This is a genomic window from Shigella sp. FC1661, from assembly GCF_001712525.1.
Taxonomy (GTDB): domain Bacteria; phylum Pseudomonadota; class Gammaproteobacteria; order Enterobacterales; family Enterobacteriaceae; genus Escherichia; species Escherichia coli.
In genome coordinates this window covers 1-21,010 of sequence record NZ_MDGW01000552.1, presented here as the reverse complement: position 1 = coordinate 21,010, position 21,010 = coordinate 1, and the positions used below count along the sequence as shown (strand labels likewise).

Here is a 21,010-nt window from a genome sequence, read left to right as displayed (position 1 = left end):
CTGAGCCATGATCAAACTCTTCAATTTAAAAGTTTGATGCTCAAAGAATTAAACTTCGTAATGAATTACGTGTTCACTCTTGAGACTTGGTATTCATTTTTCGTCTTGCGACGTTAAGAATCCGTATCTTCGAGTGCCCACACAGATTGTCTGATAAATTGTTAAAGAGCAGTGCCGCTTCGCTTTTTCTCAGCGATGCGGGGTGTGCATAATACGCTTTCCCGCTACAGAGTCAAGCATTTTTTTGCTTTTCTCTGTTGAGATTCTCAGGAGAACCCCGCTGACCCGGCGGCGTGTTTGCCGTTATTCCGTGTCAGTGGTGGCGCATTATAGGGAGTTATTCCGGCCTGACAAGAGGAAATTTAAAATAACTTTCTGACCGCGCATTTTTTATTCTTTATGCTTATTTCAGCGTCGGTTTGTTGGTTAACTGGGCGATTTCTCGGGCGAAATTCGCCACCTGCTCCCAATCGGTATAGACAACTTCTTTGCGCGTATCCGTTTCACCGCCTGACATCTTCATAATCAGCTTAATCATAAAACGGTCGTACCAGCGATAACGTGGGTAACGCAGCGCCCCGGCAATGACCGCGCAGCGATCGGGACGCCATTGTGAACTCATCAGAAACTTGCGCGCGTAGCTGTTGGTCTGTGGAGTACGCTTCTCCGGTTTGCGCGCCACCAGGTTTACGGAATAAAAGGCGCTCGGCATCGAATTCAGTCGCGTCGCATGTTTTTTGACAAATTCCTGGAACGCAGAGTGGTAGTGACCATAGCGAATAGAAGCACCAATGACCACACGGTCATAGTTTTTCCATTGTGGTTCTTCAATGCGGTGCACATTGGCGACATCCGTCTGGATCCCCAGTTCTTTCAGTTCCGAAGCCAGGTAGGAGGCAATCTCGCGCGTTTGTCCGTCCCTTGTTGAGAAAAGAATTAATGTTTTCACGTATTACTCCATCATTCACGCCAGAAAGTCGGGGTAAAGAGCACCAGCAATGTAAAGACCTCGAGACGACCAAACAGCATGTTGGCAATCAGGATCCATTTAGCCACCGGGTTCATACTGGTAAAGTTATCAGCAACCACGCCAAGCCCTGGCCCCAGGTTATTCAATGTCGCAACAACTGAGGCAAAGGCAGAAAAATCATCCACGCCCGTGGCGATAATCGCCAGCATACTGACAATAAACACCAATGCATAGGCGGAGAAAAATCCCCAAACGGCTTCGAGGATACGTTCCGGCAGTGCGCGATTCCCCAGCTTAATGCTATAGACGGCGTTCGGATGCACCAGTCGTTTCAGCTCACGGTTCCCCTGCTTAAACAGCAGCAGGATGCGGATCACTTTCAGGCCACCGCCCGTTGACCCGGCGCAACCGCCGATAAAAGCTGAACATAAAAGCAGTACCGGCAAAAAGAGCGGCCAGCGGGCAATGCTGTCAGTCGTAAACCCGGCGGTTGTCGCCATCGATACCACCTGGAAAAACGCCTGGTTAATTGTCATCAGCGCCGAACTGTAGACATTATGAAACCACAGTACGAGTGTACAAATAACCACCAGCGTAAACTGTACGCCGATAAACATGCGAAATTCCGGATCGCGCCAATAAACCTTCAGACTACGCCCACTTAACAGTGAAAAGTGCAGACCGTAGTTACAACCGGAGATCAGCAGGAAGATAGCAATGATAGTGTTAATAGTCGGACTGTCGAAATAACCGATACTGGCATCATGTGTCGAGAAGCCGCCAATAGCGATAGTCGCAAAGCTATGGCCGATGGCATCAAAGGCATCCATTCCGGCAAACCACAACGCCAGCGCACAGGCGACGGTCAGCAAGACATAAATCAACCACAGGGTTTTCGCCGTTTCCGCAATTCGCGGGCGCATTTTGTTATCTTTCAGCGGGCCGGGCATTTCTGCGCGATAGAGCTGCATCCCACCCACGCCGAGGATAGGCAGTATCGCAACCGCTAACACGATGATCCCCATCCCGCCAAACCATTGCAGCATCTGGCGATAAAAGAGGATGGCATGAGGGAGCGAATCCAGCCCCACCAGCGTAGTGGCCCCGGTGGTGGTCAGGCCAGAGAAAGATTCAAAAAACGCATCGGTAATCGTGAGGTTCGGGCTTTCCGAGAAGATAAAAGGGAGCGCACCGACACTACCCAGCACGGTCCAAAACAGCACCACTATCAGAAACCCCTCACGGGATTTCAGTTCGCCCTTCTCTTTGCGGTTCGGCCACCACAGCATAGAGCCAATGGCGAGGGCGACAAAAAAGGTCTGGGTAAAAGCGCGGCCCGCTCCATCCCGGTAGATGAGTGCTACCAGCCCAGGGATAATCATGGTCCCTGAAAATAAGATGACCAGTAGTCCAACGATTCGGGTAATGGCGCGAAAATGCATCTCTGCCGCTTCCTTAGTTCTGCAAAACGAAGTGGGGATTATTCTTCAATCGCTAACAATTGCAATGAACCACGGCTAAAATCCGCCAGCTTTGCGGAAAATTCAGCCACTTTCGCCGCCGGAAGCGCCACCCGCAGCAGAACGAATGCCTGATAATCACTGTTGATAATTTTGCCGTCACACTGCCCCAGCAACGCTTCAATGCCGGTTAACTGACTATATTCACATTGCAAAGTATATTCGGTTAATGGCGTCTTGCGTTGGGTCGTTAGCTGGCGCAGCGCCTGATTCACGCCGCCGCCATACGCTTTCACTAACCCACCGGTGCCAAGCAATATGCCGCCGTAGTAGCGCACTACCACAGCGGTAATTTCCCCGACGCCGCTGCCCATTAGCTGGGCGAGCATCGGTTTACCTGCCGTTCCCGCCGGCTCCCCGTCGTCAGAGAAACCCAGCTGTTGAGAATCATCCGGCGCACCCGCCACCCACGCCACGCAATGGTGGCGGGCATCGGGGTGTTCTGCCCGCACCGATTCAACAAACGCTTTCGCCGCCTCAACGCCATCGGTATGCGCCAACATCGTTATGAAGCGGCTCTTTTTGATCTCTTCAACGACCGTGACCGGTGCCGCAGGAATTAACCAGCTTTCCATCACGCCAGTTTCAGATCCCGGGTCATGTTTTCCACGTTATTTTCGTGGATCACCACGTTGTCTTCGATACGAATGCCGCTGAACGGTTTCAGTGCTTCAATTTTCTGCCAGTTGAAGTGCTTGCTGAACTGCCCTTCACGCCACGGTGCCAGTAGCGATTCGATGAAGTAGATACCCGGTTCGATGGTTAACACCATGCCCGGCTGGAGAATACGGGTGCAGCGCAGGTACGGATATTTTGCCGGTGCCGCGAGGTGTGTACCGCTATCATCCTGCATAAAACCGGCTACGTCATGCACCTGCAGGCCCAGCGGATGGCCGATACCGTGCGGCATAAACGGTCCGGTGAGATCGTTTTCGACCATCGCTTCTTCACTCATATCGGTGATGATTTGATGTTTACGCAGCAATTTGGCAATGCGCTGATGGAACTGGAGGTGGTAATCCACATAGCTGACGCCAGCTTTCATGGTGGCGATCAGCGCAAGTTGTTCATCATTTACGTCTTTCACCAGCTGTGCGTAGTCGTTGTCGCTTTTTGCCGACCAGGTACGAGTCAGGTCAGCCGCATAGCCGTTATATTCGGCCCCGGCATCCAGCAGGAAGCTGCGCATCTCTTCCGGTGCCTGATGATCCAGTTTGGTGTAATGCAGCACCGAAGCGTGTTCGTTAAGCGCCACAATGTTGCTGTAAGGTACGTCGGTATCACGATGACCGGTCGCGGTCAGATAGGCGATGTTGATATCGAACTCGCTCATGCCAGAACGGAACGCTTCTTCTGCCGCACGATGACCGTTGACCGCCATTTTCTGCGCTTCACGCATACAGGCCAGTTCGTACTCGGTTTTGAAGGAGCGGTAGTAATGCAGGTAGTCGATCACCCCTTTCGGGTTGATGTTGCTGGCCTCAATACCCAGTTGCAGCGCACGTTCCGGCACCGGACCGATATAACCGATATTGCCGCGTGCAGCGGGCAGCAGGCTACCAATGCCATCGGCTTTCGGCAGTGCGATCACTTCCACATCTTCAGTCCAGAAGGAGGTCGGCAGCGGTTCGACGTTGTGCCAGTAATCAACCGGCAGATAGAACCACAGTTTCGGCTTGTTCACGCCATCCACCAGCAACCAGCAGTTTGGCACCTGAGTTACCGGCACCCACGCTTTGAATTGCGGGTTCACTTTAAACGGATAGGGATGATCGTCGAGAAAAACGTTGAACAGCTCGCCGGAGTGAATAAGTAATGCATCCAGCTTGAAGCGCGCCAGCGCATCGCGAGTCCGTTCTTGTAAGGTAGCTATATGATTTTTATAGAGCGAGGCCAGTGATTCCATTTTTTACCCTTCTGTTTTTTTGACCTTAAGTCTCCGCATCTTAGCACATCGTTCATCCAGAGCGTGATTTCTGCCGAGCGTGATCAGATCGGCATTTCTTTAATCTTTTATTTGCATATTTTTAACACAAAATACACACTTCGATGCATCTGGTACGACCAGATCACCTTGCGGATTCAGGAGACTGACATGCTTTACAAAGGCGACACCCTGTACCTTGACTGGCTGGAAGATGGCATTGCCGAACTGGTATTTGATGCCCCAGGTTCAGTTAATAAACTCGACACTGCGACCGTCGCCAGCCTCGGCGAGGCCATCGGCGTGCTGGAACAGCAATCAGATCTAAAAGGGCTGCTGCTGCGTTCGAACAAAGCAGCCTTTATCGTCGGTGCTGATATCACCGAATTTTTGTCCCTGTTCCTCGTTCCTGAAGAACAGTTAAGTCAGTGGCTGCACTTTGCCAATAGCGTGTTTAATCGCCTGGAAGATCTGCCGGTGCCGACCATTGCTGCCGTCAACGGCTATGCGCTGGGTGGTGGCTGCGAATGCGTGCTGGCGACCGATTATCGTCTGGCGACGCCGGATCTGCGCATCGGTCTGCCGGAAACCAAACTGGGCATCATGCCGGGCTTTGGCGGTTCTGTACGTATGCCACGTATGCTGGGCGCTGACAGTGCGCTGGAAATCATTGCCGCCGGTAAAGATGTCGGCGCGGATCAGGCGCTGAAAATCGGTCTGGTGGATGGCGTAGTCAAAGCAGAAAAACTGGTTGAAGGCGCAAAGGCGGTTTTACGCCAGGCCATTAACGGCGACCTCGACTGGAAAGCAAAACGTCAGCCGAAGCTGGAACCACTAAAACTGAGCAAGATTGAAGCCACCATGAGCTTCACCATCGCTAAAGGGATGGTCGCACAAACGGCGGGGAAACATTATCCGGCGCCCATCACCGCAGTAAAAACCATTGAAGCTGCGGCCCGTTTTGGTCGTGAAGAAGCATTAAATCTGGAAAACAAAAGCTTTGTCCCGCTGGCGCACACCAACGAAGCCCGCGCACTGGTCGGCATTTTCCTTAACGATCAATATGTAAAAGGCAAAGCGAAGAAACTCACCAAAGACGTTGAAACACCGAAACAGGCCGCTGTACTGGGCGCAGGCATCATGGGTGGCGGCATTGCTTACCAGTCTGCGTGGAAAGGCGTACCGGTTGTCATGAAAGATATCAACGACAAGTCGTTAACCCTCGGCATGACCGAAGCCGCGAAACTGCTGAACAAGCAGCTTGAACGCGGCAAGATCGATGGTCTGAAACTGGCTGGCGTGATCTCCACGATCCACCCAACGCTCGACTACGCCGGGTTTGACCGCGTGGATGTTGTGGTAGAAGCGGTTGTCGAAAACCCGAAAGTGAAAAAAGCCGTACTGGCAGAAACCGAACAAAAAGTACGCCCGGATACCGTGCTGGCGTCTAACACTTCAACCATTCCTATCAGCGAACTGGCCAACGCGCTGGAACGCCCGGAAAACTTCTGCGGAATGCACTTTTTTAACCCGGTACACCGGATGCCGTTGGTAGAAATTATTCGCGGCGAGAAAAGCTCCGACGAAACCATCGCGAAAGTTGTCGCCTGGGCGAGCAAGATGGGCAAGACGCCGATTGTGGTTAACGACTGCCCCGGCTTCTTTGTTAACCGCGTGCTGTTCCCGTATTTCGCCGGTTTCAGCCAGCTGCTGCGCGACGGCGCAGATTTCCGCAAGATCGACAAAGTGATGGAAAAACAGTTTGGCTGGCCTATGGGTCCGGCATATCTGCTGGATGTCGTGGGCATTGATACCGCGCATCACGCTCAGGCTGTCATGGCAGCAGGCTTCCCGCAGCGGATGCAGAAAGATTACCGCGATGCCATCGACGCGCTGTTTGATGCCAACCGCTTTGGTCAGAAGAACGGCCTCGGTTTCTGGCGTTATAAAGAAGACAGCAAAGGTAAGCCGAAGAAAGAAGAAGACGCCGCCGTTGAAGACCTGCTGGCAGAAGTGAGCCAGCCGAAGCGCGATTTCAGCGAAGAAGAGATTATCGCCCGCATGATGATCCCGATGGTCAACGAAGTGGTCCGCTGTCTGGAAGAGGGCATTATCGCCACTCCGGCGGAAGCGGATATGGCGCTGGTCTACGGCCTGGGCTTCCCTCCGTTCCACGGCGGCGCGTTCCGCTGGCTGGACACCCTCGGTAGCGCAAAATACCTCGATATGGCACAGCAATATCAGCACCTCGGCCCGCTGTATGAAGTGCCGGAAGGTCTGCGTAATAAAGCGCGTCATAACGAACCGTACTATCCTCCGGTTGAGCCAGCCCGTCCGGTTGGCGACCTGAAAACGGCTTAAGGAGTCACAATGGAACAGGTTGTCATTGTCGATGCAATTCGCACCCCGATGGGCCGTTCGAAGGGCGGTGCTTTTCGTAACGTGCGTGCAGAAGATCTCTCCGCTTATTTAATGCGTAGCCTGCTGGCGCGTAACCCGGCGCTGGAAGCGGCGGCCCTCGACGATATTTACTGGGGTTGTGTGCAGCAGACGCTGGAGCAGGGTTTTAATATCGCCCGTAACGCGGCGCTGCTGGCAGAAGTGCCGCACTCTGTCCCGGCGGTTACCGTCAATCGCTTGTGTGGTTCATCCATGCAGGCACTGCATGACGCAGCACGAATGATCATGACTGGCGATGCGCAGGCATGTCTGGTTGGCGGCGTGGAGCATATGGGCCATGTGCCAATGAGTCACGGCGTCGATTTTCACCCCGGCCTGAGCCGCAATGTCGCCAAAGCGGCGGGCATGATGGGCTTAACGGCAGAAATGCTGGCGCGTATGCACGGTATCAGCCGTGAAATGCAGGATGCCTTTGCCGCGCGGTCACACGCCCGCGCCTGGGCCGCCACGCAGTCGGGCGCATTTAAAAATGAAATCATCCCGACCGGTGGTCACGATGCCGACGGCGTCCTGAAGCAGTTTAATTACGACGAGGTGATTCGACCGGAAACTACCGTGGAAGCCCTCGCCACGCTGCGTCCGGCGTTTGATCCAGTAAACGGTACGGTAACGGCGGGCACATCTTCTGCACTTTCCGATGGCGCAGCTGCCATGCTGGTGATGAGTGAAAGCCGCGCCCATGAATTAGGTCTTAAGCCGCGCGCTCGTGTGCGTTCGATGGCGGTCGTTGGTTGTGACCCATCGATTATGGGTTACGGCCCGGTTCCGGCCTCGAAGCTGGCGCTGAAAAAAGCGGGGCTTTCTGCCAGCGATATCGGCGTGTTTGAGATGAACGAAGCCTTTGCCGCGCAGATCCTGCCGTGCATTAAAGATCTCGGGCTAATGGAGCAGATTGACGAGAAGATCAACCTCAATGGTGGTGCGATCGCGCTGGGTCATCCGCTGGGCTGTTCCGGTGCGCGTATCAGCACCACGCTGCTGAATCTGATGGAACGCAAAGACGTTCAGTTTGGTCTGGCGACGATGTGTATCGGTCTGGGTCAGGGTATTGCGACGGTGTTTGAGCGGGTTTAACCACTTGCCGGATGCGGCGTGAACGCCTTATCCGGTCTACCGATCCTGCACCAATGTAGGCCTGATAAGACGCGCCAGCGTCGCATCAGGCATCGTGCACCGATTGCCGGATGCGACATAGATCTAAATGCCACTGAATAAAGTTTTAGTTGCCGTTCTTCCCGCCTGTCAGGGGCGGGTTTTTTTATATCTCAGATAAATGCAAACGCATCGCCAAACAGACGATCTTCCCGCGCATTACGCTCACTGCAAAACAGGTCACGAGCAATTTTCGCCATCTCAAAACGTCCGGCAATATAGATATCATGCTCTGCCAGCGTACCATGATCCTGCAAGACCGCCGTTAACACGGTGCCAGTACGCCCACGCCAGCCCGCTTCCGGTTGTTCAACCACCGGCACCACACGCAGGCCAGGATGCTTCAGCGAAAGCGCCTCAAGCTCGGAGAGATCATAAAGATGTTGCTCCTCACGCCCACCCCAGTAAATGGTGATATCGCGATTGGGATTACGCGCCAACGCCGTCAATAAAATCGAGCGCGCATAGGAGAACCCGGTGCCGCCCGCAATCAAAATCATCGGACGCTCTTCATCATCGCGCAGCCACGCTTCTCCGTAGGGAATATCGACCACGATTTGATAATCTTTGAGGATGCGGTCCATGACTGCTTTCGCGTAAAGGTTGATTTCAGAAGCGCCAATATGCAGCTCTATAAACCCTTTTTCATCCGGCGTCGAAGCCATTGAAAACGGACGTTTGTCGCGCTCATCCATCACTACCATCAAATACTGACCAGCACGAAAAGAAAAGGCCGCGTCTGGCACGATGCGGACACGATATACGGTATCCGTGATAGCTTCTACCGAGGTCACTTTACAGCTTAAGGTTGTCATGCGCTTTCTCTGTCGGATCGATAAATAGGGCAAAACAAACGCGCATCAGGCGCTTTTACCGTTGTTAAAAATAGCCAGTTCATCCCAGATGGCGTCAATATGCGCGACAACATCTGGATCTTTTTTGATGGGACGTCCCCATTCACGCTGGGTTTCCCCCGGCCATTTATTCGTGGCATCCAGCCCCATTTTTGAACCCAGCCCGGAGACAGGCGAGGCAAAATCCAGATAATCAATAGGCGTATTTTCTACCAGAACAGTATCCCGCGCCGGGTCCATACGGGTGGTAATCGCCCAAATCACATCGTTCCAGTCGCGTGCGTTGACGTCATCATCGCAAACGATCACAAATTTAGTGTACATAAACTGGCGTAAGAACGACCAGACGCCCATCATGACGCGCTTCGCGTGTCCGGCGTACTGTTTTTTGATCGTCACTACCGCCAGACGATAAGAACAGCCTTCCGGCGGCAGGTAAAAATCGACAATTTCCGGGAACTGTTTTTGCAGAATCGGTACAAACACTTCGTTCAACGCCACGCCCAGTACCGCGGGCTCATCTGGCGGACGCCCGGTATAGGTGGAATGGTAAATCGCATCTTCACGCTGGGTAATATGCGTCACGGTAAATACCGGGAAACTATCGACTTCGTTATAGTAACCGGTGTGGTCGCCATACGGCCCTTCCGGCGCAGTTTCGCCTTGTTCGATATACCCTTCCAGCACAATCTCCGCACTGGCGGGCACTTCAAGGTCATTGGAGATACACTTCACCACTTCGGTCTTGGTACCGCGCAGCAATCCGGCAAACGCATACTCTGAAAGTGTATCCGGAACGGGGGTGACTGCACCGAGAATCGTGGCGGGATCGGCACCCAGCGCCACAGAAACCGGGAAACGTTCGCCCGGATGCGCCGCACACCACTCCTGATAATCCAGCGCGCCGCCGCGATGCGACAGCCAGCGCATAATCAGTTTGTTTTTACCAATCAGCTGCTGGCGATAAATGCCCAGATTCTGCCGCTCTTTATGCGGGCCGCGCGTCACTGTCAGCCCCCAGGTAATCAGCGGTGCGGCATCTTCCGGCCAGCAGGTCATAATGGGAATGCGATTGAGATCGACGTCATCGCCAGAGACGATTTTTTGTTGGCAGGGCACACCACGCAGCCGCTTTGTCGGCATGTTCAATACTTGCTTAAACTGCGGCAGTTTATCAAACAGGTCGCGGAAACCTTTTGGCGGCTCCGGCTCTTTCAGAAACGCCAATAATTTACCAACTTCACGCAGCGCCGAAACATCTTCCTGTCCCATGCCCATCGCCACGCGCTTTGGCGTACCGAACAGGTTGCACAGCACCGGCATTGAGTAGCCTTTAGGGTTTTCGAACAACAGCGCAGGCCCACCGGCACGCAAAGTGCGGTCAGCAATTTCAGTGATTTCCAGATGCGGATCCACCGGGAGCGTGATACGTTTTAGCTCACCCTGCTGTTCAAGCAGCGTCAAGAAGTCGCGTAAATCGTTATATTTCATGGCGTCCATTGTAGCCTCTTAATCTACGCCCATTATACGGCGTTCATCTTTGCGATGCTGTAAATTTGTTAAATTAGCGTGAACTCTGACGGTATAACGCAAACCGGGGAATATAATTAACTTAGCGTAAAGCTTTTGCTATCCTTGCGCCCCGATTAAACGGATAAGAGTCATTATGCAATCCTGGTATTTACTGTACTGCAAGCGCGGGCAACTTCAACGTGCCCAGGAACACCTCGAAAGACAGGCTGTGAATTGCCTGGCACCGATGATCACCCTGGAAAAAATCGTGCGTGGAAAACGTACTGCAGTCAGTGAGCCATTGTTTCCCAACTACCTGTTTGTCGAATTTGATCCAGAAGTGATTCATACCACGACTATCAACGCGACCCGCGGTGTCAGCCACTTCGTGCGCTTTGGCGCGTCGCCAGCGATAGTCCCATCGGCGGTGATTCATCAGCTATCGGTATATAAACCGAAAGACATTGTCGATCCGGCAACCCCTTATCCGGGTGATAAGGTGATTATTACCGAAGGCGCGTTCGAAGGCTTTCAGGCCATTTTCACCGAACCCGATGGTGAGGCTCGCTCCATGCTATTGCTTAATCTTATTAATAAAGAGATTAAGCACAGTGTGAAGAACACCGAGTTCCGCAAACTCTAAAACGCAATCCCAAACAGTGTTTTGACATTGGCATCCGTGGTGGCAGCCAGCCATGCGGCATCTTCTCCACGCCAGTGCGCAATACGTTGCAAAATATGGTGCAGATGGGCTGGCTCGTTGCGCCGGGATGATGGCTTTGGCGTGAAATCGCGCGGGAGCAGATACGGCGCATCAGTTTCGATCAGCAATTTCTCCGCCGGAATCAACGGCAACAATTCCCGCAGCTCCAGCCCGCGTCGTTCATCGCAAACCCAACCGGTAATGCCGATATAAATTCCACGCGCCACGCACGCCTGCATCTCTTCGCGTGTGCCGGTAAAGCAATGAAGAACCGCACCAGGCAGTTTATCCAGCCACGGCTCCAGCAATGTCATAAACCGCTCGTGGGCATCGCGACAGTGCATAAATACCGGCATGTTTAATTCTGCGGCAATGCGTAGCTGAGCAACAAAAGCGCGTTCCTGCTCTTCCGGCGTCGAAAAGTTGCGGTTAAAGTCGAGACCACATTCACCAATCGCCACCACTTCTGGCTGCGCGGCCAGCTCAATAATCGCTTCTTCAGTCGCAGCTTGCCACTGGCTGCTGTCGTGAGGATGTACGCCCGCCGTTGACCAACAGGACGAATACTGACGCGCCAGCTTTTGCGCCTGCTGGCTTTCACGCAGGTTAGTGCCGGTGATGAGTAGCCCATTAACTCCCGCGTCAAAAGCGCGCGCTACAACATCATCACGGTCTTTCGCAAATTGCGAACTGGTCAAATTAACGCCGATATCAAACATCCTGTACTCCATATGACAACCGCCCTGACGGGCGGTTGAATTTATTCTTCAGTTTTTTCGCTTTCTGCTTCAGCGTCGTTTTCCTCTTCCCGATTTCGCCCTTTACCAACGTAAAAGCGTGAGAAGAAGACACCGATTTCAAACAGACAGTACATCGGGATCGCCAATAGCGTTTGCGAGAAGACATCCGGCGGCGTCAGCAACATCCCGACAACGAATGCACCAACCAGCACATACGGGCGTTTTTTGCGTAAGTCTTCTGGCGAGGTAATCCCCATCCAGCACAGCAGCACAATTGCCACCGGCACTTCAAAGGAGACACCAAACGCCATAAACAGCGCCATAACGAAGCTTAAATAGCTGGCGATGTCGGTGGATACCTGCACCCCTTCCGGCGCGGTATTGGCAAGGAAGCCAAATGCCAGCGGAAAGACCACAAAGTAGGCGAATGCCATGCCGATATAAAACAGCAGAGAGCTGGAAACCAGCAGCGGCACCACCAGGCGACGTTCATGCTTATACAGCGCTGGGGCGATAAATGCCCACACCTGATAGAGAATCACCGGCGCTGACAGAATCAGCGACACCATAAAGGTCAGCTTGATCGGCGTAAAGAACGGCGAGGCCACGTCAGTGGCGATCATCGTTGAACCTTGCGGCAACTGCTTGATCAATGGCGCGGATACCAGGTGATAGATGTCATTGGCGAAATAGACCAGACACAGGAATATCACGATCACCGCGATAATGCAGTTCAGCAGACGCTTACGCAGCTCAATTAGATGCGTGATAAGCGGTTGAGTATCTTCTACAGACATGTTTACGGTTTATCACTCGACGAAGGGGAAGGTGCAGCGGTTTTCGGTTCAGCGTCCGCAGCAGGTTTTACCACCGGCTCTGGCGTGGTTTCTGGCTTCTGTTCCGGCGAACTGGCCTGCGTTTGTGCAGCGGCAGGCGTTACGCCCTCATGCGCAGCTTCATTATCTTTCACCACCGGGTTATGGATGGTGTGCGCTTCATCGCTCGCCTTTTCTGGATCGTTTGCAACGTAGGAACGCTTCATCGACTCCGCGGCCTGGCGTAGTTCATCCATCGACGCTTTCAGTTCGGGCGTCAGGTTAGTGAGGCTCGCCTTTTCAACCTTTTTCAGACTGTCCTGAAACTCCTGGAGTTTTAACTCCTGGATCAGTTCGTTCTGCACCGTTGTCGCCAGTGAACGCAACGCGCGAATCCAGCCCGCTACCGTTTTTACCGCCACAGGCAGTCGTTGCGGCCCCAGAACGACGAGGCCGATGATGAACACCAATAGCAGTTCGCTAAAACCGATATCAAACACGGATTACACCTGCTCTTTATCGTGGCGCTTCGCGTCTTCTGTTTTAGCCTGTTCCTGATTCGTATCCGCCTGCTTATCGGCGATAGTTTTCGCAGTAAAATCAGCATCCTGACTGGTTTTATCCTGCTTTGGTTCATCATCGCTCATTGCTTTTTTAAAGCCTTTGATCGACGCACCAAGATCGGAACCGATGGAGCCGAGCTTTTTGGTGCCAAAAAGCAGTACAACGATGACGGCAATAATCAATAACTGCCAAATACTGATACCACCCATACATGTTCCTCTGTGGTAGATGATGATTAAACAAAGCCGCATTATACGTTACACGGCCCCGCCTTGAGCGATGAAAAAATCAGCGTGTTTTGCGCCAACCGACAAACCAGGCGATCAGACCACCTGCCATTAACCAGCCGGGCATCAGCCCCCACTCAGGTCGGCTGACCAACAAGAATGTGCCACTTAATACTAACGTAGCGCCAATTCCGAGAAAATAACGCGATTGTCCCTGACGTACATGATTTGACTGAAGCTCGCGGGCAATCTTATCAACACTGTGCTGTAAATACTTGCCCTGGCGCAAACTGTCGTAAACCAATTCAGGCAGTTCTGGCATTTTTTCGACCCAGAACGGCGCTTTTTCTTTAAATGCTCTCACCAGCGCAGGAATACCGACCTGATCTTTAATCCACGACTCCAGGAAAGGCTTCGCTGTTTTCCATAAATCGAGCTGCGGATAAAGCTGGCGTCCTACCCCTTCGACATAGAGCAGGGTTTTCTGGAGTAACACCAGTTGCGGCTGCACTTCCATATTGAAGCGACGCGCCGTATTAAACAGATTTAACAGTACATGTCCAAACGAAATTTCGGCCAGCGGTTTCTCAAAGATAGGTTCACAGACCGTACGAATGGCAAATTCGAACTCTTCAACGTTGGTATCTGGTGGCACCCAGCCTGAATCGACGTGTAGCTCTGCCACTTTGCGATAGTCGCGATTAAAGAAGGCGATAAAGTTTTCTGCCAGATAGCGTTTATCTTCTTTGTTTAGCGAGCCAACAATCCCGCAATCAATGCCGATATATTTCGGGTTTTCCGGGTGTTCATAGCTTACGAAGATGTTGCCAGGGTGCATATCGGCATGGAAAAAGCTGTCGCGAAAGACCTGAGTGAAGAACACCTGCACGCCGCGTTCCGCCAGCAATTTCATGTTAGTGCCGTTTTTCTCCAGCGCCGCAACATCAGACACCGGAATGCCGTAAATGCGCTCCATCACCATCATCCCTTCACTACAATAGTCAGGGTAAACTTCCGGGATGTAGAGCATCGGGCTGTCTTCAAAATTGCGCCGAAGCTGAATGGCGTTGGCAGATTCCCGCAGCAAATTCAGTTCATCAATCAAGGTCTTTTCGTACTCGCGCACCACTTCGGTTGGGCGCAGACGGCGACCATCCGGCAGCAAACGCGGCACCCAGCGAGCCAGACGGTAGATAAGTTTCAGATCCGCTTTAATGACCGGCAAAATATCCGGGCGGATGACTTTAATCACCACCTCTTTACCATTCGATTTCAATCGCGCGGTATGAACCTGGGCGATAGAAGCAGAAGCCAGCGGCTTGATTTCAAAATCGTCAAACCACGCTTCTACCGGCAAGCCGCCCATTGCAGCTTCAATCTGCTGCTTCGCCAGCTTGCCATCAAACGGAGCAACTTTGTCCTGCAATAACGCCAGCTGATCGGCAATATGCGGTGGAAAAAGATCGCGGCGGGTTGATAACATTTGCCCGAACTTGATCCAAACCGGCCCCAGTTCTTGCAGGGCCAGTCGTAGTCGCTCACCTAAAAGTTTGTCTTTATGCCGATTTGGCATCCAGAATAATGAGTATCGCCATAGCCGTAGCGGCAGGGTGATACGCATTTTGGGGATCAGTTCATCAAGTCCGTAGCTTAAAAAAGTGCGAATGATGAAATATAGGCGCCGTACTTCACCTGGCGTCATTTAGCCTCCAGTTTTTCCAGCCGTTTGGTCAGGGCATCAACAGCACGCTCGACGGCAGCCGTCTCTTCCGCAAACCAGGCCACTTCAAGCGGACCGGGTGCCATACGCCACTCTTCAGTAATGGCTTCCGCCACATAACGTTGCTGGCGCTTAATGCCGTGATGCAGGAACTTTGCGCCTCCGCGCATGGCTTTGCTGATTCCTTCAGCGGCGATATCACCGGTATAAGGGGCCAGCAGTTCCGCAGGGTCGAACTCTGCCAGATCTGCCAGCGCAACGAAGTTTTGCACCACCTGAATATCGCCCTGCACTTCCAGCTCACCACTGCGAATCAGTGCGGTAAGCTGCTGGCGATCGCGAAGTTTCGGCAACACACTGGCGTAGGCGATAACGGTGCAGTCAGCATCGCCTGCCCATTCGCCCAGTACATCAACCTGGCGTTCGCTGAACACCAGAATCAATGACGTCGAAAAGCCTTTTACCTCCACGCGCAATACTTTACCCAGCAGACGCGAGCGGGCTGTTTTCAGCGCGGGTGAGCGATACAGGAAGGTGTTGAGCAGACTTTCAATTCCTGCCGTCACTAAAGGTTTAAAAGGCATTTCCGGTCTCCTGTCAGAACTTATAACCACGATGCAGCGCCACAACCCCTGCCGTCAGATTGTAGTAGTCGACACTTTCGAATCCGGCATCCTGCATCATGGCTTTCAGGGTATCCTGATCGGGATGCATACGGATGGATTCTGCCAGATAACGGTAGCTGTCGGCGTCGTTCGCGACCAGTGAGCCAATACGCGGCAGCACATGGAAGGAGTATGCATCATAGGCTTTGCTCAGCGGCTCGATAATTGGCTTCGAGAACTCAAGCACCAGCAGGCGGCCGCCGGGTTTCAGCACGCGATACATTGAACGCAGTGCTTTATCTTTGTCGGTGACGTTACGCAGACCAAACGAAATGGTGATGCAATCAAAGGTGTTATCCGGGAACGGCAGCGCCTCAGCGTTCGCCTGAACATACTCAACGTTGCCAATCACACCGATATTACGCAGCTTCTCGCGTCCCATTTTGAGCATGGATTCATTGATATCAGCAAGGACCACTTTGCCAGTTTCTCCGACCAGGCGGGAGAATTTCGCTGTCAGGTCGCCGGTGCCACCAGCCAGATCCAGCACGGTCTGCCCACGGCGTACGCCGCTGCAATCAATCGTGAATCGCTTCCACAAACGATGAATACCAAATGACATCAAATCATTCATGACATCGTATTTTGATGCCACGGAATGGAAAACGTGGGCGACCATATCCGCTTTTTGTTCCTTCGCGACGGTCTGAAAACCAAAGTGCGTCGTTTCTTGTGACTTATCCACCATCTCAATGCCTGCTCATCAAAAAATTGTTCCAGAAGTGTAACAGATTGGGCGTCGATACCCTAGATTTCTACCCGGCTTAACTACCCCTAATGGGCTAGCGCGACTGCTGATTATATTCATCATCGCGTTGATAAGCTTCATCATTCGGCTGCTCCGGAACCGACCGAAGTCGATACTCTTCATCCTGGCTCACCGCCTGTTCAGCCAAATCCGGATTAATCTCGCGTTTAATTTCTACTCCTAAACCGCGAAACGCTTCTGCCTGCGCCAGCACATTTCCGCGACCTGAAGAGAGTTTTTTCATTGCCTGGCGGTAGTTATCCTGCGCTTTGTCGAGACTTTGACCAATCGCGGACATGTCATCGATGAACAAACGCATCTTGTCGTACAGCTTGCTGGCACGATCGGCGATTTGCTGGGCGTTGCGGCTTTGATGCTCATAACGCCACAGGTTGGCAATAGTACGCAACGCACCTGCAGCGTAGTCGGGCTAACCAGCATGATATTGTTTTTCAACGCTTCGGTGATCAGCTCCGGCTGGCGGTCAAGCGCCAGTAAAAAAGCGGGTTCAACGGGAATAAACATCAGCACGTAATCCAGAGTTCGCAGCCCCGGCAGCTGTTGATAATCTTTGCGTCCCAGCAAACGGATATGGTTACGCACCGACGCGATATGTTCCTGTAGCGCGCTTTCGCGGGTGTAGTCGTCTTCGGCGTTAAAATAGCGTTCATAGGCGACCAGCGTCATTTTGGCGTCGATCACCACATCTTTTCCCTGCGGCAGCCGCACGATGACATCCGGCTGCATCCGCGAGCGGGCGTCATTTTCGATGCTGACCTGGGTTTCATATTCATACCCTTCACGCAGACCGGAAGCCTCCAGCACCCGCGTCAATACTACCTCGCCCCAGTTGCCCTGGGTTTTATTGTCGCCTTTCAGCGCGCGCGTCAGGTTGATCGCTTCCTGGGCCATTTGCGCGTTGAGTTGCTGGAGATTGCGAATTTCGTGGGTCAGGGTATGGCGTTCTTGTGCTTCTTTACCGAAGCTGTCCTGAACCTGACGGCGGAAACCGTCCAGTTGTTCACGTAGCGGCGACAACAGGCTGTTCAGACTCTGACGGTTTTGCTCATCAACCCGGCAATTGCTGTGCTCAAAAATACGGTTGGCGAGGTTTTCAAACTGCTCACTGAGGCGCTGCTCGCTGTTAATCATCTGGCGAATTTTATCGTCAGCATGTTGCTGTGCGGCTTCCATCCGCGTGGTTACTTCACGCAGATCGGCCTCCAGAGAGGTGTTAATACTTTGCAGGCTGCGCACTTCGTTATTGAGTAACTCGCACTCTGCACGCCAGTGCTCGCTTTGGGTAATTTGTTGTTTTGCCGCGCTTAACTCCGCGACCATCTCTTCACGTTCAGCTAATTGCTCGGCTTTTTGCTGCGCATGTTGATAACTGGCAAACAGCCAGCCAATTGCCACACCCACCAACGCAATAACTGCGTAAACCATGATTGAGAAATCCACAACGCCTCCTGACGCAACAACTTACCCGCACAAAATAGAATTGTGCTGTACAAACGTCCAGTTGGAAAGGCATTTCCTGCGAGGCGCTACGCAAAAATACAAAAGGCCGAACGCGTCGGCCTTCAGACAGGAGAAGAGAATTACAGCAGACGACGCGCCGCTTCCACCACGATTTTCACCGCTTGGCTTTCAGTTTGTTTCATCGTCTCAGCATTCGGGATCTCTTGCTGGGTGCGGTTAACGATAACACCCGCTACCATACCGGCACGCAGGCCCTGACTTGCACACATGGTCAGCAGGGTTGCAGATTCCATTTCATAGTTCATTACGCCCATCGCCTGCCACTCTTCCATAGAACCTTTAAAGTGACGAACTACGCGACCAGAGTAAGTATCGTAACGTTCCTGGCCTGGGTAGAAGGTATCAGAAGAAGCTGTCACGCCAACGTGAGTTGTCGCGCCAATGGATTTCGCAGCTTCAACCAGCGCAGTCGTACATTCGAAATCAGCGACAGCCGGGAATTCCAGCGGTGCGAAGTGCAGGCTCGCGCCATCCAGACGGACAGACGCCGTGGTAACCAGGACATCACCCACATTAATATGCGGCTGAATAGCGCCCGTTGTACCGATACGCAGGAAGGTGCGAATGCCCAGCTGTGCCAGCTCTTCAACAGCAATAGAGGTAGACGGGCCGCCGATACCGGTAGAGCAGACGATAACAGGTTTACCATCCAGCTCTGCACGCCAGGTGGTGAATTCGCGGTGAGATGCCAGCTTAACCGGCTTATCCATCAGCGCGGCGATCTTTTCCACACGATCCGGGTCGCCAGGGACGATGGCAAGCGTAGCCCCTTGTAAATCGTTTTTAGTGAGGCCGAGATGAAAAACATCAGACTTGGACATATACAACTCCTCTGTGAATCGGTTTAGTCAGAAGAAGCAAAAAGACACTTTACCGAAGGGTTTAACATTTTTTCGTGATACTCATCACCATGACGCAAATGCGTTGCATAAATTTACCCACCAAAAGTGATGCAAATCACATAAATCACTCTTCATTCTGCAGGACTGCATAAAAGATGAGCCGATTCAGGCAATGTGATTTGTTGCATGCTGACTATAGTTAACATTGCGCAACATTTTTATAAGGGTACGGAGAATACCATGGCAACAACACAACAATCTGGATTTGCACCTGCTGCATCGCCTCTCGCTTCGACCATCGTTCAGACCCCGGACGACGCGATTGTGGCGGGCTTCACCTCTATCCCTTCACAAGGGGATAACATGCCTGCTTACCATGCCAGACCAAAGCAAAGCGATGGCCCACTGCCAGTGGTCATTGTAGTGCAGGAAATTTTTGGCGTGCATGAACATATCCGCGACATTTGTCGCCGTCTGGCGCTGGAGGAGTATCTGGCTATCGCACCTGAACTTTACTTCCGCGAAGGCGATCCGAATGATTTTGCCGATATCCCCACGTTGCTTAGCGGTCTGGTAGCAAAAGTGCCTGACTCGCAGGTGCTGGCCGATCTCGATCATGTCGCCAGTTGGGCTTCCCGCAACGGCGGCGATGTTCATCGTTTAATGATCACCGGATTCAGCTGGGGTGGACGTATCACCTGGCTGTATGCCGCGCATAATCCACAGCTAAAAGCCGCAGTGGCGTGGTACGGCAAACTGACGGGCGACAAGTCGCTGAATTCACCGAAACAACCTGTTGATATCGCAACCGATCTTAACGCGCCGATTCTCGGCTTATATGGTGGTCAGGATAACAGCATTCCGCAGGAGAGCGTTGAAACCATGCGCCAGGCGCTGCGGGCTGCTAATGCGAAAGCAGAGATTATCGTGTACCCGGACGCCGGGCATGCATTCAACGCTGATTATCGCCCGAGCTATCATGCCGAATCTGCGAAAGATGGCTGGCAGCGTATGCTGGAATGGTTTAAGCAGTATGGTGGGAAGCGGAGTTAGTTTCCTCTTAGTCTATATTTGAGATGGTGAGTGAACGAGTGCGTTTTGCTGCCATCTCTGTCCCCCAAAAAATAATCAGTATGAATTGATTGGAGATTACGACTCCGCTATTTGACCTTAAGAAAGTCGGCAAGTCATAGTCATAAATGAGTCTCTTCAATGGAAGACACCTTAGAGATTTACCATCTACTCCCATTCACAAACAAACATTAATTATTATCAACACATTCACATTAATTATAAATCATCTCAGACCTTCCTGATAAAAAGATATTAAAGTGAAACATTTTGTTTTTCACATTTTAGTTCATCACTTTTAGGCGTAAATAAAGGTAAAAAAAACAACAATACTATTTCTCTTTCACAAAAGAATTAACAAAAGGTTTTTTAAGGATGAGTGATATTATTTACTTGACCATAACCGGAGAACAACAAGGATGTATTTCCTCTCTTTGTGGAACGAGCGCATCAATAGGTAATCGCTGGCAGATTGGCCATGAAGATGAAATCTTCGCGTTCTCGCTCTCTAATAGTATTACGAATGCAGGCAAAGGGTCACAATTGCATGGCCTTAGTTTCTGTAAATTCTTATTAACGCTATTAACAATAACGAGCAGTTGTTCATGGCGTTTGACTTCTATCGGATCAATAGATTTGGTCGATGGGAGAAATATTACAACATTCAACTCCGCGGCGCGCTCTTGGATTTGCCCCTATATTTCCAGACATCTGTTATCACTTAACCCATTACAAGCCCGCTGCCGCAGATATTCCCGTGGCGAGCGATAACCCAGCGCACTATGCGGATGCCATTCGTTATAATGCTCGAACGCCTCTGCAAGGTTCTTTGCTGCCGTTAACCCGTCTGGTTTGGGCATGATACTGATGTAGTCACGCTTTATCGTTTTCACGAAGCTCTCTGCTATTCCGTTACTCTCCGGACTCCGCACCGCCGTGTTCTTCGGTTCAAGTCCCAACATCCGGGCGAACTGGCGTGTT

Annotated in this window: 19 protein-coding genes and 2 pseudogenes; 5 read left to right on the top strand and 16 right to left on the bottom strand. The window is 52.1% G+C overall.

The genetic code is table 11. The features are described 5' to 3' along the window. Nucleotides 1–403 precede the first annotated feature (403 nt). Genes hemG through pepQ form a run of 4 tightly spaced genes read right to left on the bottom strand, consistent with a single transcriptional unit; the run spans nucleotide 404 to nucleotide 4,396 of the window. Nucleotides 404–949, bottom strand: a complete 546-nt coding sequence (gene hemG, locus BFF42_RS22000) for a menaquinone-dependent protoporphyrinogen IX dehydrogenase (protein WP_000853976.1) — start codon at nucleotides 947–949, stop codon at nucleotides 404–406. Between the two features lie 11 nt (nucleotides 950–960). After that, a complete protein-coding gene (gene trkH, locus BFF42_RS21995) occupies nucleotides 961–2,412 on the bottom strand; it encodes a Trk system potassium transporter TrkH (RefSeq protein WP_000545677.1) in 1,452 nt (483 codons plus the stop codon). 38 nt (nucleotides 2,413–2,450) lie between these two features. After that, nucleotides 2,451–3,065, bottom strand: coding sequence for an IMPACT family protein (locus tag BFF42_RS21990; protein WP_001296979.1), 615 nt, complete (start codon nucleotides 3,063–3,065; stop codon nucleotides 2,451–2,453). Continuing rightward, nucleotides 3,065–4,396: a Xaa-Pro dipeptidase gene (gene pepQ / locus BFF42_RS21985; protein ID WP_000444570.1), complete on the bottom strand. Its 1,332-nt coding sequence runs from the start codon at nucleotides 4,394–4,396 to the stop codon at nucleotides 3,065–3,067. The genes BFF42_RS21990 and pepQ overlap by 1 nt, the downstream gene beginning before the upstream one ends. 189 nt (nucleotides 4,397–4,585) lie before the next feature. Here pepQ and fadB point away from each other — a divergent pair, with 189 nt between their 5' ends. Both fadB and fadA read left to right on the top strand, forming a co-directional pair. Next, complete coding sequence (gene fadB, locus BFF42_RS21980; RefSeq protein ID WP_000965943.1) at nucleotides 4,586–6,775, top strand: fatty acid oxidation complex subunit alpha FadB; 2,190 nt, start codon at nucleotides 4,586–4,588, stop codon at nucleotides 6,773–6,775. Nucleotides 6,776–6,784: 9 nt separating this feature from the next. Continuing rightward, nucleotides 6,785–7,948 carry an acetyl-CoA C-acyltransferase FadA gene (fadA, locus tag BFF42_RS21975; RefSeq protein WP_039060450.1) on the top strand — a complete coding sequence of 388 codons (1,164 nt, stop codon included), beginning with the start codon at nucleotides 6,785–6,787 and terminating at the stop codon, nucleotides 7,946–7,948. A 191-nt stretch (nucleotides 7,949–8,139) separates the two neighbouring features. On the opposite strand, the gene fre is transcribed toward fadA, so the two are convergent. Both fre and ubiD read right to left on the bottom strand, forming a co-directional pair. Beyond that, nucleotides 8,140–8,841, bottom strand: a complete 702-nt coding sequence (gene fre, locus BFF42_RS21970) for an NAD(P)H-flavin reductase (RefSeq protein ID WP_005009165.1) — start codon at nucleotides 8,839–8,841, stop codon at nucleotides 8,140–8,142. Between the two features lie 45 nt (nucleotides 8,842–8,886). Further along, complete coding sequence (gene ubiD / locus BFF42_RS21965) at nucleotides 8,887–10,380, bottom strand: 4-hydroxy-3-polyprenylbenzoate decarboxylase (protein WP_000339817.1); 1,494 nt, start codon at nucleotides 10,378–10,380, stop codon at nucleotides 8,887–8,889. A gap of 166 nt (nucleotides 10,381–10,546) precedes the next feature. Here ubiD and rfaH point away from each other — a divergent pair, with 166 nt between their 5' ends. After that, complete coding sequence (gene rfaH / locus BFF42_RS21960) at nucleotides 10,547–11,035, top strand: transcription/translation regulatory transformer protein RfaH (protein WP_001192396.1); 489 nt, start codon at nucleotides 10,547–10,549, stop codon at nucleotides 11,033–11,035. Here rfaH and tatD read toward each other — a convergent pair. The 9 genes and pseudogenes from tatD to udp all read right to left on the bottom strand — a co-directional run bounded on the left by tatD (nucleotide 11,032) and on the right by udp (nucleotide 18,937). Beyond that, on the bottom strand, nucleotides 11,032–11,814 hold the full coding sequence (gene tatD / locus BFF42_RS21955) for a 3'-5' ssDNA/RNA exonuclease TatD (protein ID WP_005025416.1): 783 nt from the start codon (nucleotides 11,812–11,814) through the stop codon (nucleotides 11,032–11,034). The genes rfaH and tatD overlap by 4 nt on opposite strands. A 41-nt stretch (nucleotides 11,815–11,855) precedes the next feature. Then, nucleotides 11,856–12,632: a Sec-independent protein translocase subunit TatC gene (gene tatC, locus BFF42_RS21950; protein ID WP_000109943.1), complete on the bottom strand. Its 777-nt coding sequence runs from the start codon at nucleotides 12,630–12,632 to the stop codon at nucleotides 11,856–11,858. A gap of 2 nt (nucleotides 12,633–12,634) precedes the next feature. Continuing rightward, entirely contained in the window at nucleotides 12,635–13,150 is a 516-nt protein-coding gene (gene tatB, locus BFF42_RS21945; RefSeq protein ID WP_000459584.1) for a Sec-independent protein translocase protein TatB, read from the bottom strand. Nucleotides 13,151–13,153: 3 nt separating this feature from the next. Continuing rightward, nucleotides 13,154–13,423 (bottom strand): Sec-independent protein translocase subunit TatA, encoded by a 270-nt coding sequence (tatA, locus tag BFF42_RS21940; protein ID WP_001295260.1) that lies wholly within the window; start codon nucleotides 13,421–13,423, stop codon nucleotides 13,154–13,156. A 79-nt stretch (nucleotides 13,424–13,502) separates the two neighbouring features. Then, nucleotides 13,503–15,143 carry a ubiquinone biosynthesis regulatory protein kinase UbiB gene (gene ubiB / locus BFF42_RS21935; RefSeq protein WP_000187530.1) on the bottom strand — a complete coding sequence of 547 codons (1,641 nt, stop codon included), beginning with the start codon at nucleotides 15,141–15,143 and terminating at the stop codon, nucleotides 13,503–13,505. After that, entirely contained in the window at nucleotides 15,140–15,745 is a 606-nt protein-coding gene (gene ubiJ / locus BFF42_RS21930) for a ubiquinone biosynthesis protein UbiJ (protein ID WP_001295259.1), read from the bottom strand. The genes ubiB and ubiJ overlap by 4 nt, the downstream gene beginning before the upstream one ends. Nucleotides 15,746–15,758: 13 nt before the next feature. Then, a complete protein-coding gene (ubiE, locus tag BFF42_RS21925; RefSeq protein ID WP_000227958.1) occupies nucleotides 15,759–16,514 on the bottom strand; it encodes a bifunctional demethylmenaquinone methyltransferase/2-methoxy-6-polyprenyl-1,4-benzoquinol methylase UbiE in 756 nt (251 codons plus the stop codon). A gap of 94 nt (nucleotides 16,515–16,608) precedes the next feature. Next, a pseudogene (rmuC, locus tag BFF42_RS21920) lies at nucleotides 16,609–18,035 on the bottom strand (DNA recombination protein RmuC). 140 nt (nucleotides 18,036–18,175) lie between these two features. Continuing rightward, on the bottom strand, nucleotides 18,176–18,937 hold the full coding sequence (gene udp, locus BFF42_RS21915) for a uridine phosphorylase (protein WP_000045180.1): 762 nt from the start codon (nucleotides 18,935–18,937) through the stop codon (nucleotides 18,176–18,178). Between the two features lie 261 nt (nucleotides 18,938–19,198). Here udp and BFF42_RS21910 point away from each other — a divergent pair, with 261 nt between their 5' ends. Beyond that, complete coding sequence (locus BFF42_RS21910) at nucleotides 19,199–20,011, top strand: dienelactone hydrolase family protein (protein ID WP_012421434.1); 813 nt, start codon at nucleotides 19,199–19,201, stop codon at nucleotides 20,009–20,011. A gap of 393 nt (nucleotides 20,012–20,404) precedes the next feature. Then, nucleotides 20,405–20,715: pseudogene (tssD, locus tag BFF42_RS21905) on the top strand (type VI secretion system tube protein TssD); the annotation flags it as partial. 9 nt (nucleotides 20,716–20,724) lie between these two features. Here the strand turns inward: tssD and BFF42_RS21900 are convergent. Continuing rightward, the coding region (locus BFF42_RS21900) for an integrase core domain-containing protein (RefSeq protein ID WP_000318964.1) at nucleotides 20,725–21,010 on the bottom strand (286 nt) is incomplete at its 5' end.

Bases quoted from the DNA above. Each gene is read 5' to 3' on its own strand.
- trkH (WP_000545677.1), bottom strand. From the start codon at position 2,412: ATGCATTTTCGCGCCATTACCCGAATCGTTGGACTACTGGTCATCTTA.
- BFF42_RS21990 (WP_001296979.1), bottom strand. From the start codon at position 3,065: ATGGAAAGCTGGTTAATTCCTGCGGCACCGGTCACGGTCGTTGAAGAG.
- pepQ (WP_000444570.1), bottom strand. From the start codon at position 4,396: ATGGAATCACTGGCCTCGCTCTATAAAAATCATATAGCTACCTTACAA.
- fadB (WP_000965943.1), top strand. From the start codon at position 4,586: ATGCTTTACAAAGGCGACACCCTGTACCTTGACTGGCTGGAAGATGGC.
- fadA (WP_039060450.1), top strand. From the start codon at position 6,785: ATGGAACAGGTTGTCATTGTCGATGCAATTCGCACCCCGATGGGCCGT.
- fre (WP_005009165.1), bottom strand. From the start codon at position 8,841: ATGACAACCTTAAGCTGTAAAGTGACCTCGGTAGAAGCTATCACGGAT.
- ubiD (WP_000339817.1), bottom strand. From the start codon at position 10,380: ATGGACGCCATGAAATATAACGATTTACGCGACTTCTTGACGCTGCTT.
- rfaH (WP_001192396.1), top strand. From the start codon at position 10,547: ATGCAATCCTGGTATTTACTGTACTGCAAGCGCGGGCAACTTCAACGT.
- tatD (WP_005025416.1), bottom strand. From the start codon at position 11,814: ATGTTTGATATCGGCGTTAATTTGACCAGTTCGCAATTTGCGAAAGAC.
- tatC (WP_000109943.1), bottom strand. From the start codon at position 12,632: ATGTCTGTAGAAGATACTCAACCGCTTATCACGCATCTAATTGAGCTG.
- tatA (WP_001295260.1), bottom strand. From the start codon at position 13,423: ATGGGTGGTATCAGTATTTGGCAGTTATTGATTATTGCCGTCATCGTT.
- ubiB (WP_000187530.1), bottom strand. From the start codon at position 15,143: ATGACGCCAGGTGAAGTACGGCGCCTATATTTCATCATTCGCACTTTT.
- ubiJ (WP_001295259.1), bottom strand. From the start codon at position 15,745: ATGCCTTTTAAACCTTTAGTGACGGCAGGAATTGAAAGTCTGCTCAAC.
- ubiE (WP_000227958.1), bottom strand. From the start codon at position 16,514: ATGGTGGATAAGTCACAAGAAACGACGCACTTTGGTTTTCAGACCGTC.
- udp (WP_000045180.1), bottom strand. From the start codon at position 18,937: ATGTCCAAGTCTGATGTTTTTCATCTCGGCCTCACTAAAAACGATTTA.
- BFF42_RS21910 (WP_012421434.1), top strand. From the start codon at position 19,199: ATGGCAACAACACAACAATCTGGATTTGCACCTGCTGCATCGCCTCTC.